This window comes from Pseudomonas sp. MRSN 12121 (assembly GCF_000931465.1).
Classification (GTDB): domain Bacteria; phylum Pseudomonadota; class Gammaproteobacteria; order Pseudomonadales; family Pseudomonadaceae; genus Aquipseudomonas.
Genome location: NZ_CP010892.1, coordinates 4533083 through 4545984, shown reverse-complemented (window position 1 = coordinate 4545984; position 12902 = coordinate 4533083). Strand labels below are relative to the sequence as shown.

Genomic DNA, 12902 nt, shown 5'->3' with positions numbered 1-12902 from the left:
CCTGCGGGGAAAGAGCCTCAGGTAAATTAAATTTCATGCTGTATCGGTTTTGCAGCGAGCGGCGCCCTTTGCGAAGGGCTTGCATTGCTGGTCCCCGGCTTGCTCGTTGCTGCAGGCAGGCGCATGGCTTGAGGTTTTTGGTGAGGCAGAAACGAAGAACCCCGCCAGCGGCGGGGTTCTTCTGTTCGAGATGACGGCGCGGTTCAGTCGTGCAACGACTCTGCCGCATACAAGGTATTTTCCAGCAGGCAGGCACGAGTCATCGGGCCTACGCCGCCCGGTACCGGAGTGATCCAGCCGGCGCGGGGCAGTGCGGTCTCGTAGACCACATCGCCTACCAGCTTGCCGTCCTCCTGGCGGTTGATGCCCACGTCGATGACGATGGCGCCTTCCTTGATCCATTCACCCTTGACCAGGCCCGGCTTGCCGGCGGCCACGACCACCAGATCGGCGCGTCCGACGTGGCCGGCCAGGTCCTTGGTGAAGCGATGAGTAACGGTAACGGTGCAGCCGGCCAGCAGCAGCTCCATCGCCATCGGGCGACCGACGATATTGGAGGCGCCGACCACCACTGCGTCCATGCCGTACAGATCGGCACCCGTGCTTTCCAGCAGCGTCATGATGCCTTTGGGGGTGCAGGGGCGCAGCAGCGGGATACGCTGGGCCAGGCGGCCGACGTTATAAGGATGGAAACCATCCACGTCTTTATCCGGACGAATGCGCTCCAGCAGCTTGGAGGCATCGAGATGTTCGGGCAGCGGCAACTGCAGGAGGACGCCATCGATGTTCGGATCATCGTTGAGGCGGTCGATCAGGCCGGCCAGTGCTTCTTGAGTGGTGTCTGTAGGCAAGTCATAGGCTTGTGAAAGAAAGCCGACCTCTTCGCAGTCTTTACGCTTGTGCGAGACATAAACCTGAGAGGCCGGGTCGCTGCCGACCAGAATCACCGCGAGGCCCGGAGTACGCAGGCCTTGCTGGCGACGCTCGGCGACACGTTTGGCGATCTGCTGGCGCAGGCTAGCGGCGATCGCTTTGCCGTCGATTAGTTGTGCAGTCATGACGCGTGATTAACCATCGAGAGGGAGAGAAAAAGAGCACGCATTCTCGCATGCCAGGACGTGAGGGCAAAGGCGCTTGGTCTGCAAATTCCCCTAACTCCTTTAATTAAATGAATTTTTTTGAAAAAAGAGTTGACGACCCAACGGCCCGTCTATAACATTCGTCGCACTTGTCGGGCACAGCCTAGCACTGGTTAAGAAGGTCGGGCAGAGTTGATGTTTAGCTCGTAACGACTGAAAGCACTTAGTTTGTAATCATTAAAGAATACAGATTAATAAGGCGCCCGTAGCTCAGCTGGATAGAGCATCCGCCTTCTAAGCGGATGGTCGCAGGTTCGAGTCCTGCCGGGTGCGCCATTAGGCAGCTTTGGCACAAGTAACGCAATATGGTGGGCGTAGCTCAGTTGGTAGAGCACAGGATTGTGACTCCTGTTGTCGTGGGTTCGATCCCCATCGTCCACCCCATATTCGAAAAGGCGCCAGATTAACAGTCTGGCGCCTTTGCTTTAAAAGCTTGATACGCGGACGTGGTGGAATTGGTAGACACACTGGATTTAGGTTCCAGCGCCGCAAGGTGTAAGAGTTCGAGTCTCTTCGTCCGCACCAATTAAGTGGCTATTTATATAGCGGATAACGGCGCAGCACCTGAAAAGGGCTGCGCCGTTGTCGTTTCAGGGCGCTGGATTTTATTTTCGGCAGGCCTGGTCGATGAGGTGACGAAGCAATCGTCCTTTCGTCGTCGAAATATCGAGGTTTCACCAGTCGGGCTGTGAATTGGCCCGGTTGTCCGGGGTGTGCTGGGTCTTCCTTCTATATATAGGAGGCGTTGATGCAGAGGCCCTGGTTTGGTTCGCCATATTTGCTCTCAGGGCGGGGCTCAGTCATCGGTCCTCGCTTTTAAATCGCCAACCGTTTTTTACCCGTTTTCAGTAGGGTGACTTCTTGAGTTTGACCCACTAGAATGCATGCCCTTGATTCTGGGGTCGGAAACGGCCGGCTAACGTCTGTGCAACGAGGAATATCCATGCAAGTTTCTGTTGAAAATACTTCTGCTCTTGAGCGCCGCATGAGCATCACCGTGCCGGCTGAGCGCATCGAGACACAGGTCAACAAGCGTCTGCAGCAGACTGCCCAAAAGGCCAAGATTCCAGGCTTCCGTCCTGGCAAAGTCCCAATGAGCGTGATCCGTCAGCGTTATGAAGCCGATGCGCGTCAAGAAGCTGTGGGCGATGTGATCCAGGCTTCCTTCTACGAAGCTGTTGTCGAGCAGAAGCTGAACCCAGCCGGTGCTCCTTCGGTTGAGCCCAAGGTTCTGGAGAAGGGCAAGGACCTGGAGTACGTTGCAACGTTCGAAGTGTTCCCTGAGTTCACCGTTGCCGGCTTCGAGTCCATCGCGGTCGAGCGCCTGAGCGCTGACGTGGCGGACGCCGATCTGGACAACATGCTGGAAATCCTGCGCAAGCAGAACATTCGCTTCGAAGTGGCCGATCGTGCTGCCCAGAACGAAGATCAGCTGAACATCGATTTCGTCGGCAAGATCGACGGCGAAGCATTCGCTGGCGGTTCCGCCAAGGGCACCCAGCTGGTGCTGGGCTCGGGCCGCATGATCCCTGGTTTCGAAGACGGTCTGGTCGGCGCCAAAGCCGGTGAAGAGCGTGTTCTGAACCTGACTTTCCCTGAGAACTACCAGAACCTGGACCTGGCTAACAAAGCGGCCGAGTTCACCGTGACCGTCAACACTGTTTCCGAACCTAAGCTGCCAGAACTGACCGAAGAGTTCTTCGCTCAATTCGGCATCAAGGAAGCCGGTCTGGAAGGTTTCCGTGCCGAAGTTCGCAAGAACATGGAGCGTGAACTGCGTCAGGCCATCAAGTCCAAGGTCAAGAACCAGGTAATGGACGGTCTGCTGGCTGCCAACCCGATCGAAGTTCCCAAGGCTCTGCTGGACAATGAAGTGAACCGTCTGCGCGTTCAGGCCGTTCAGCAGTTCGGTGGCAACATCAAGCCTGATCAACTGCCGGCCGAGCTGTTCGAAGAGCAAGCCAAGCGTCGTGTAGTGCTGGGCCTGATCGTTGCTGAAGTGGTCAAGCAATTCGACCTCAAGCCTGACGAAGCGCGCGTGCGTGAGCTGATTCAGGAAATGGCTTCTGCTTACCAGGAACCAGAGCAGGTCGTGTCCTGGTACTACAAGAACGAGCAGCAACTGAACGAAGTCCGTTCGGTTGTGCTGGAAGAACAAGTTGTGGATACTGTTCTGCAGAAAGCTAGCGTGACCGACAAATCGGTCTCTTACGAAGAAGCGGTCAAGCCGGTAGAAGCACCACAAGCCGACTGATTTTTTACTCGTTCGAAAATACACACCATAAGCCAGCCTTCGAGCTGGCTTATGCGTATTCAAGACATGACTATTTGGGAGTGACTGCAGGACATGTCCCGCAATTCTTATTATCAGCAGAGCTCTGACATCCAGGCCGCAGGCGGTCTGGTCCCGATGGTTATCGAGCAGTCCGCCCGTGGCGAGCGCGCCTATGACATCTACTCGCGTCTCCTCAAGGAGCGGGTGATCTTCCTGATCGGCCCGGTAGAAGACTACATGGCCAACCTGGTCGCGGCACAATTGCTCTTCCTTGAAGCGGAAAACCCGGACAAGGACATCCATCTTTATATCAACTCGCCAGGTGGTTCGGTGACTGCAGGCATGTCGATCTACGACACCATGCAGTTCATCAAGCCGGACGTTTCTACCATCTGCATCGGCCAGGCCTGCAGCATGGGTGCATTCCTGCTTGCCGGTGGCGCAGCAGGCAAGCGTCATTGCCTGCCTAACTCGCGGATGATGATTCACCAACCGTTGGGCGGTTTTCAGGGGCAGGCGTCGGATATCGACATCCATGCCAAGGAAATCCTGCACATCCGTTCGCGTCTGAACTCGTTGCTGGCCCATCACACCGGTCAAACCCTCGAGACGATCGAGCGGGATACCGAGCGCGACAACTTCATGAGCGCAGAGCGCGCGGCTGAATACGGCCTGATTGACTCTGTGATCAACAAGCGTCAAATGCCTGCCTAAGCAACTCAAATGTAGGTGGTTGGTTTAACCGGCCACCTGCGGACTTGAAAAAGCCCGCAATTGCCTTCATCTTGTGTTGCAAGCCTATCGGATTTGGATCGATCGAATGACTGACACCCGCAACGGCGAGGACAACGGCAAACTGCTTTATTGCTCCTTCTGTGGCAAAAGCCAGCATGAAGTACGCAAATTGATTGCCGGCCCCTCGGTCTTTATCTGCGACGAGTGCGTCGACCTGTGCAATGACATCATCCGTGAGGAGGTGCAGGAAGCACAGGCCGAAAGCAGCGCGCATAAATTGCCTTCGCCTAAAGAAATCAGCGGCATCCTTGATCAGTACGTGATTGGTCAGGAACGTGCGAAAAAGGTTCTGGCTGTAGCGGTATATAACCACTACAAGCGCCTCAACCAGCGTGACAAAAAGAATGACGAGGTCGAACTGGGCAAGAGCAACATCTTGCTGATCGGCCCTACAGGCTCGGGCAAGACTCTGCTGGCAGAGACCTTGGCGCGCCTGTTGAATGTACCGTTCACTATTGCCGACGCCACCACCCTCACCGAAGCCGGTTATGTGGGTGAGGACGTCGAGAACATCATTCAGAAACTGCTGCAGAAGTGCGATTACGATGTAGAGAAAGCCCAGATGGGCATCGTCTATATCGATGAAATCGACAAGATTTCCCGCAAGTCTGATAACCCTTCGATTACTCGCGATGTTTCGGGTGAAGGTGTACAGCAGGCCCTGCTGAAGCTGATCGAAGGTACTGTGGCTTCCGTTCCGCCTCAAGGTGGTCGCAAGCACCCGCAGCAAGAGTTCCTGCAGGTTGATACGCGCAATATCCTGTTCATTTGCGGTGGCGCGTTCTCGGGCCTGGAAAAGGTTATTCAGAATCGTTCGACTCGCGGCGGCATCGGCTTCAATGCTGAAGTACGTAGCAAGGAAGAGGGCAAGAAGGTCGGTGAGTCCCTGCGGGAAGTCGAACCGGACGATCTGGTCAAGTTCGGTCTGATTCCGGAGTTCGTGGGCCGCTTGCCGGTTCTGGCAACTTTGGATGAGCTGGATGAGGCTGCGTTGATCCAGATTCTCACCGAGCCGAAAAACGCGTTGACCAAACAGTACGCCAAGTTGTTCGAAATGGAAGGCGTCGATCTGGAGTTCCGTACCGATGCCCTCAAGTCCGTCGCCAAGCGCGCACTTGAGCGCAAGACCGGTGCTCGCGGGTTGCGTTCGATTCTCGAAGGCGTGTTGCTCGACACTATGTATGAGATCCCCTCGCAGTCCGAGGTGAGTAAAGTAGTGATCGACGAAAGCGTTATAGAAGGCAAGTCCAAGCCACTGTATATCTACGAAAACAGTGAGCCGACTGCCAAGGCAGCCCCGGACGCCTAAGTGCCGGACTGCTGGTTTACAGAAGGGGCCTTCGGGCCCCTTTGCTTTTACAGTCTTTAAAGTACTGTCCTTGAGCTTGTTTTTTTCTCGGGCAGCCCCCATCTTGGTTTCAAGCTTACTTCCATCTGTTTACGGCCTTGTGGCCGCCATAGAGGCGAAATCATGAAGACAACCATCGAATTGCCTCTCCTGCCATTGCGTGACGTCGTGGTTTATCCGCACATGGTTATCCCGCTGTTCGTGGGGCGCGAGAAGTCTATCGAAGCCCTCGAGGCCGCGATGACGGGCGACAAGCAGATTCTTCTGCTGGCTCAGAGAAATCCTGCTGATGACGATCCCGGTGAAGATGCACTCTATCGCGTGGGTACCATCGCCACTGTTTTGCAATTGCTCAAGCTGCCCGACGGTACTGTCAAGGTATTGGTCGAGGGTGAGCAGCGTGGCACCGTAGAGCGTTTCAGTGAAGTGGACGGCCACTGCCGTGCCGAAGTCGCCCTGATTGATGAGGTAGATGCTCCTGAGCGCGAGTCGGAAGTCTTTGTTCGTAGCCTGCTGTCCCAGTTCGAACAGTATGTTCAGCTAGGTAAGAAAGTCCCTGCCGAAGTGCTGTCGTCCCTGAACAGCATCGATGAGCCGAGCCGCCTGGTCGACACCATGGCTGCCCATATGGCGCTGAAAATCGAGCAGAAGCAGGAAATTCTCGAAATCATCGATCTGTCGGCGCGTGTCGAACACGTGCTGGCATTGCTGGATGCGGAAATCGACCTGTTGCAGGTCGAGAAGCGCATCCGCGGTCGCGTGAAGAAACAAATGGAGCGCAGCCAGCGCGAGTACTACCTGAATGAGCAGATGAAGGCCATTCAGAAAGAGTTGGGCGACGGTGACGAAGGTCACAATGAAGTCGAAGAACTGAAAAAACGTATCGACGCCGCTGGCTTGCCTAAAGATGCCCTGGCCAAAGCCCAGGCAGAGCTGAACAAGCTCAAGCAAATGTCGCCGATGTCCGCTGAAGCCACGGTAGTGCGTTCGTACATCGACTGGCTGGTTCAGGTGCCGTGGAAGGCGCAGAGCAAGGTGCGCCTGGATCTGGCACGCGCCGAAGATATTCTTGACGCCGACCATTACGGCCTGGAAGAAGTCAAAGAGCGGATTCTCGAATACCTCGCCGTGCAAAAGCGTGTGAAGAAGATTCGTGGTCCGGTGCTGTGCCTGGTAGGGCCTCCTGGGGTGGGCAAGACTTCCCTGGCAGAGTCGATCGCTCATGCCACCAACCGCAAATTTGTCCGCATGGCCCTGGGTGGCGTGCGTGATGAGGCGGAAATCCGTGGCCACCGTCGTACCTACATCGGTTCGATGCCAGGAAGATTGATTCAAAAGATGACAAAGGTGGGCGTTCGCAACCCGCTGTTCCTGCTCGATGAAATCGACAAGATGGGCAGCGACATGCGTGGCGATCCGGCGTCGGCATTGCTCGAAGTGCTCGACCCCGAGCAGAACCACAACTTCAACGACCACTATCTGGAAGTCGATTACGATCTTTCCGATGTGATGTTCCTCTGTACCTCCAACTCGATGAATATTCCACCGGCCTTGCTGGACCGGATGGAAGTGATTCGCCTGCCGGGTTACACCGAGGACGAGAAGATCAACATCGCGGTCAAGTACCTCTCGCCGAAGCAGATTCAGGCCAATGGCTTGAAGAAAGGCGAGCTGGAATTCGACGAAGAAGCCATCCGCGACATCATCCGCTACTACACTCGGGAAGCCGGCGTACGTGGGCTGGAGCGGCAGATTGCCAAGGTTTGCCGCAAGGCGGTCAAGGAGCATGCCCTGGAGAAACGCTTCTCGGTGAAGGTCACGTCCGACCTGCTGGAGCATTTCCTCGGCGTGCGTAAATTCCGCTACGGCCTGGCCGAGCAGCAGGATCAGATCGGGCAGGTAACGGGCCTGGCCTGGACCCAGGTGGGCGGCGAATTGCTGACCATCGAAGCGGCCGTGGTGCCTGGCAAGGGCCAACTGATCAAGACCGGTTCGCTGGGCGATGTGATGGTCGAGTCCATTACCGCCGCGCTGACGGTGGTGCGCAGCCGGGCGAAGAGCCTGGGGATTCCCCTGGACTTCCACGAGAAGCGCGACACGCACATCCATATGCCGGAAGGGGCGACCCCGAAAGACGGCCCTAGCGCGGGCGTAGGCATGTGCACGGCCCTGGTTTCGGCGCTTACCGGTATTCCGGTGCGGGCTGATGTGGCCATGACCGGGGAAATTACCCTGCGTGGTCAGGTGTTGGCGATCGGCGGTTTGAAAGAGAAACTTCTTGCAGCACATCGCGGTGGAATCAAGACTGTCATCATTCCAGAAGAGAATGTGCGCGATTTGAAGGAAATTCCTGACAATATCAAGCAGGATCTACAAATTAAGCCAGTTAAATGGATTGACGAGGTCCTCCAAATTGCGCTGCAATACGCGCCGGAGCCCTTGCCGGATGTGGCTCCCGAGATAGTTGCAAAGGATGAAAAGCGCGAGTCTGACTCTAAGGAAAGAATTAGCACGCATTAGTACGCATTAGCCTGGGGGGCTTCCTTGACAGCTTTTTAGAGCCCTTGTTATAAAGCGGCTCTTAAGTGTCTGTAGGCCATTCAGCACTGGTTTTTGCTTTCACCAAAAAACTTAGAATCATACTCAAATAGATATATAAGGGGACTTAGAGTGAACAAGTCGGAACTGATTGATGCTATCGCTGCATCTGCTGATATCCCGAAAGCCGCTGCTGGCCGTGCGCTGGACGCTGTAATCGAATCCGTCACTGGCGCTCTTAAGGCTGGCGACTCCGTTGTACTGGTTGGTTTCGGTACTTTCTCTGTTACCGATCGTCCTGCTCGCATTGGTCGTAACCCACAGACCGGTAAGACGCTGGAAATCGCTGCAGCCAAAAAACCAGGTTTCAAAGCCGGTAAAGCACTGAAAGAAGCCGTTAACTAAGCTTCGTTCAAGCCTTTGCCTACCCGGGTCGGGGTCTTTCCCGACCTGGCAGCGGAGCGGTAGGGCAGCCGGTCAGACGTCCGGTTTGTCACACGGGGATCGAAGACTCGAACCTCCGTCCGCTTCGCCAGTTACGAGAAAGGCGCATCCTCGGATGCGCCTTTCTTCTATCCGGATTCTACCCACGCTCCACGGTTGCCTATTTTGAAGTACAACCGTTTCTGGGGGACGCATGCTGCAGAATATCAGGGACAATTCACAAGGCTGGATTGCCAAGACCATTATCGGGGTCATCGTCGCACTGATGGCGCTGACCGGTTTCGATGCCATTTTTCAAGCCACCTCCACCAGTCAGGACGCGGCCAAGGTCAATGGCGAAGAAATCACCCAGAATGAATTGAGCCAGGCGGTCGATATGCAACGCCGCCAGCTCATGCAACAGCTGGGCAAGGATTTCGATGCCTCGTTGCTCGACGAGAAGATGCTGCGCGAGGCGGCTCTCAAAGGTCTGATCGACCGCAAACTGCTGCTGCAAGGCGCGCAAGACTCCAAGTTCGCGTTCTCTGAAGCCGCGCTGGACCAAGTGATCCTGCAAACGCCGGAATTCCAGGTGGACGGCAAGTTCAGTCCCGAGCGTTTCGACCAGGTGGTCCGTCAACTGGGCTACAGCCGGATGCAGTTCCGCCAGATGCTGGCCCAGGAAATGCTGATCGGCCAGGTGCGCGCCGGTCTGGCGGGTAGCGGCTTCGTGACCGATGCCCAGGTCCTGGCATTCGCTCGCCTGGAAAAGCAGACCCGCGATTACGCTTCGCTGACCATCAAGGCCGACCCGGCGGCGATCAAGCTGACCGATGATGAGGTCAAGGCCTACTACGACGAACACGCCAAGGAATTCATGTCGCCGGATCAGGTGGTCATCGATTACCTGGAGCTGAAGAAGGCTGCCTTCTTCGATCAGGTCAGCGTGAAGGATGAAGAGCTGCAGGCGCTGTACCAGAAAGAGACCGCCAACCTGTCCGAGCAGCGTCGTGCCGCGCACATCCTGATCGAAGTGAACGACAAGGTGAACGAGGCTCAGGCCAAGGCCAAGATCGAAGAGATCCAGGCGCGCCTGGCCAAGGGCGAAAGCTTCGAGGCTCTGGCCAAGGAGTTCTCCCAGGACCCGGGTTCGGCGAACAACGGCGGTGACCTGGGTTATGCCGGTCCTGGCGTCTATGACCCGGCTTTCGAGGAGGCGCTGTACGCGCTGAACAAGGACCAGGTTTCCGCCCCGGTGCGGACGGCCTTCGGTTTCCACCTGATCAAGCTGCTGGGCGTCGAAGCGCCGGAAGTACCGAGCTTCGCCAGCCTGAAAGACAAGCTGACCCGCGAGCTGAAAACCCAGCAGGTCGAGCAGCGTTTCGTCGAGGCGACCAAGCAACTGGAAGACTCCTCGTTCGAAGCCTCGGACCTGGCCCAGCCTGCACAGGATCTGAAACTGACTGTGCATACCTCCGCGCCGTTCGGGCGTGAAGGCGGCGAGGGCATTGCGGCCAATCGTGCCGTGGTACAGGCTGCCTTCAGCCCTGAAGTACTGGATGAGGGCGCCAACAGCACGGCCATCGAGCTGGACCCGGAAACCGTCGTGGTGCTGCGTGCCAAGGAGCACCGCAAGCCTGCGCAACTGCCACTGGAAAGCGTTGCCAGCAGCATCCGTACCCAGTTGGCCAAGGAGCGTGCGAGCGCTGCCGCCAAGGCCAAGGCCGATGCCTTGATCGCCAGCCTGCGTGACGGCAAGACGGCGTCGAATGCTGCTGTCGACGACCAGAACTGGAAGGTTTCGGAAGCGGCGACCCGTGCCCAGGAAGGTGTCGAGCCGATCGTGCTGCAGACCCTGTTCCGCATGGCCAAGCCTGCGGCCAAGGACAAGCCGACCTTCGGTAGCGTGACCCTGCCCAACGGCAGCGTGGTGGTCCTGCAACTCAAAGGCGTGAACGAAGCGGCTGCACCGACCGACGAAGAGAAGGCCCAGTACCGCCGTTTCCTTGCCTCGCGCATGGGGCAGCAGGACTTCGCGGCTTACCGCAAGCAGTTGGAAAACCAGGCTGACATCAAGCGGTTCTGATGCCTGAGTGAAGCGACAAACACAGACCCCGGCCATGCGCCGGGGTTTTTGTTTTCAGCCGATGGCGGCAAAGCCATGCCGTCGGGCCTTGATCGTCACCAGCAGGCAAACCAGCAGCAGGCCGATGATCACCCAGGGAAACGACAGCACGCCCGGGCCTTCCAACAGCACGCCACCCACCAGCCCGCCGCCGGCGATTGCCAGGTTCCATGCCGTCACCAGCATCGACTGTGCCGCATCGGCGGCACTGCCGGCCGCCTTGGCCAGTGCGGTCTGCAACAGGGTGGCCAGGCCGCCGAACGATAATCCCCAGAGTGCGATCGAGGCATAGACCGCTAGCGGTGTCTCGGCCCGGAAGGCCAGGAGCAGCGCCGAAAGACCGAACAGGACGCAACTGATCAGGACCAGCTGTCGCAGCCAGCGATCGATCAACAGGCCGACGACCCAGATACTTACCAGTGCACTCAAGCCGAACGCCAGCAGGACCCGCTCGATTTGCCCGGCGATGCCGGCCGGTTCCAGAAACGGCGCGATGTAGGTGTAGAGGATGTTGTGGCCCAGGACATAGGCGAAGGTCACGAACAGTACCGGCTTGACCCCGGGCAACGCGAACACGCCTCGGAGGGGCAGGCGCTTGTCGGCGCGCTGGCCGGGAAAGTCCGGCACTTGCCAGCGCACCCAGGCCAGTAGCACCAGCGTCAGCAGGGTCATCAAGGCAAAGCTCGCGCGCCAACCCAGCAGGGTGCCCAGCAGCGTACCGGCGGGAACGCCCAGGGACAGCGCCAGCGGGGCGCCGAGCATCGCTACGGCAATGGCGCGGCCTTGCAGGTGCGGCGCGACCATCCGGCTCGCATAACCCGCTACCAGGGCCCAGAGCAGGCCGGCAAACACCCCGGCGAACAGGCGGGCGACCAGGATCAGGCTGTAGCTCGTGGAGAGCGCGGTGACGCTGTTGACCACGGCAAAGCCGCCTATGGCGACCATCAGCAAAGGCCGGCGGCGCCAGCCTTGGGTAAGGATCACCAGGGGGATCGCCGCCAGCAGCGAACCGATGGCGTACAGGGTGACCAACTGGCCGATCAGCGCGGGCGACACCCTCAGGTCCTGGCTCATCTGCGGCAGCAGGCCCGCGGGCATTGCCTCGGTGAGAATGGTGATGAAGCCGGCGGTCGCCAGGGCCAGCAGGCCGCTCAATGGCAGTCGGTGGTTTCGCCGGGATTCGATGTCCAGCAGGTCGGCGGCGCAAAGGGGTTCGCTCATGGTGTCAGGCTCGCTACAGATTCAGGTTCCGGGAAGGGCTGAGCCTAGGGCGCTGTGGGGCAGAGAAAAATAGGCTAAGGTTCCGAACTTATCGGACGTCCATGTCCGCAATCCTGAGGTGCGCGATGGACTGGTTGAGCAGTATCTCGGTATTCGTCCAGGTGGCCGAGACCCGCAGTTTCACCGAAGCGGGGCGGCTGCTCGGGGTCTCGTCGTCGGCCGTGGGCAAGAGTATCGCGCGGCTGGAAGAGCGCCTGGAGACCCGGTTGTTCCATCGCAGCACCCGTAGCGTCACGCTGACTGCCGAGGGGGCGGGTTTTCTCGAGCGCTGCCGGCGCATCCTCGCCGAGGTCGAGGCGGCCGAGTTCGACCTGTGCAAGTCGGCCAGTGCGCCCCGGGGCAAATTGCGGATCAGCCTGCCGCAGGTGCATGGCCTGGTGATGCCGGTCCTGGTGGCCTTCATGCAGCGCTATCCGCAGATCGAACTGGACATCGACCTGACGGACCGCATGGTGGACGTGGTGGAGGAGGGTTTCGACGCCGTGGTGCGCACCGGCAACCCCAAGGATTCGCGGCTGATGGCCCGTCAGCTGGGGCAGTTTCGCCTGGTGCTGGTCGGTACGCCGGCCTACTTTCGCGAGCGCGGCGTGCCGCAGACTCCCGCGGACCTGGCGAACCACGACTGTTTGCGGCATACCTTCCATGCCACCGGCAAGCTCGAGCCCTGGCCGTTGCGGCGATCGCTCGATGTCCCGGAACCGCTGCTGCCGACGCGCCTGGTCAGCACCTCCATCGAGGCCCTGGAGTATGTGGTACGCCGCGACCAGGGCATCGCCTGCCTGCCCGATTTCATGGTGAGCGAGGCGGTCGCGCGGGGCGAATTGCAGCGCGTGCTCGATACGCATCTGGAGCACAGCGGGGTGTTCTGGGTGCTCTGGCCGTCCAGCCGCCACGCCGCCGCCAAGCTGCGCGTGTTCATCGATCATCTGTGCGAGCGACTTTTTCCGGCAAACCAGGGTCAGTAGACTTGTATTAATT

Annotated in this window: 9 protein-coding genes and 3 tRNA genes; 10 read left to right on the top strand and 2 right to left on the bottom strand. The window is 58.3% G+C overall.

What is annotated here, in order from left to right; all coding sequences use genetic code 11:
* Positions 1–203: 203 nt before the first annotated feature.
* The gene (gene folD / locus TO66_RS20650) at positions 204–1058 is read right to left on the bottom strand and encodes a bifunctional methylenetetrahydrofolate dehydrogenase/methenyltetrahydrofolate cyclohydrolase FolD (RefSeq protein WP_044464005.1); all 855 of its coding nucleotides are present in this window, start codon (positions 1056–1058) and stop codon (positions 204–206) included.
* 280 nt (positions 1059–1338) lie between these two features.
* On the opposite strand from folD, the gene TO66_RS20645 reads away from it, so the two are divergent.
* From TO66_RS20645 to TO66_RS20605, 9 genes are all read left to right on the top strand, one after another.
* Positions 1339–1415, top strand: a tRNA-Arg gene (locus TO66_RS20645).
* Between the two features lie 32 nt (positions 1416–1447).
* Positions 1448–1523: transfer RNA gene (locus TO66_RS20640), tRNA-His, on the top strand.
* A 56-nt stretch (positions 1524–1579) separates the two neighbouring features.
* Positions 1580–1664 (top strand) — tRNA-Leu (locus TO66_RS20635).
* 418 nt (positions 1665–2082) lie between these two features.
* Positions 2083–3393 carry a trigger factor gene (gene tig / locus TO66_RS20630; protein WP_044464004.1) on the top strand — a complete coding sequence of 437 codons (1311 nt, stop codon included), beginning with the start codon at positions 2083–2085 and terminating at the stop codon, positions 3391–3393.
* Between the two features lie 93 nt (positions 3394–3486).
* Positions 3487–4128 (top strand): ATP-dependent Clp endopeptidase proteolytic subunit ClpP, encoded by a 642-nt coding sequence (clpP, locus tag TO66_RS20625; RefSeq protein WP_044464003.1) that lies wholly within the window; start codon positions 3487–3489, stop codon positions 4126–4128.
* A gap of 106 nt (positions 4129–4234) precedes the next feature.
* Complete coding sequence (clpX, locus tag TO66_RS20620) at positions 4235–5518, top strand: ATP-dependent Clp protease ATP-binding subunit ClpX (RefSeq protein ID WP_007927204.1); 1284 nt, start codon at positions 4235–4237, stop codon at positions 5516–5518.
* Between the two features lie 162 nt (positions 5519–5680).
* Positions 5681–8077: an endopeptidase La gene (gene lon / locus TO66_RS20615; protein WP_044464002.1), complete on the top strand. Its 2397-nt coding sequence runs from the start codon at positions 5681–5683 to the stop codon at positions 8075–8077.
* A 93-nt stretch (positions 8078–8170) separates the two neighbouring features.
* Positions 8171–8500 (top strand): HU family DNA-binding protein, encoded by a 330-nt coding sequence (locus TO66_RS32780; RefSeq protein WP_020296819.1) that lies wholly within the window; start codon positions 8171–8173, stop codon positions 8498–8500.
* Positions 8501–8732: 232 nt separating this feature from the next.
* On the top strand, positions 8733–10604 hold the full coding sequence (locus tag TO66_RS20605; protein ID WP_044464001.1) for a SurA N-terminal domain-containing protein: 1872 nt from the start codon (positions 8733–8735) through the stop codon (positions 10602–10604).
* A gap of 54 nt (positions 10605–10658) precedes the next feature.
* Here the strand turns inward: TO66_RS20605 and TO66_RS20600 are convergent, their stop codons facing one another.
* On the bottom strand, positions 10659–11864 hold the full coding sequence (locus TO66_RS20600; RefSeq protein WP_044464000.1) for an MFS transporter: 1206 nt from the start codon (positions 11862–11864) through the stop codon (positions 10659–10661).
* Between the two features lie 125 nt (positions 11865–11989).
* Between TO66_RS20600 and TO66_RS20595 the strand changes: the two genes are divergently transcribed.
* On the top strand, positions 11990–12889 hold the full coding sequence (locus TO66_RS20595) for a LysR family transcriptional regulator (protein WP_044463999.1): 900 nt from the start codon (positions 11990–11992) through the stop codon (positions 12887–12889).
* Positions 12890–12902: the final 13 nt, after the last annotated feature.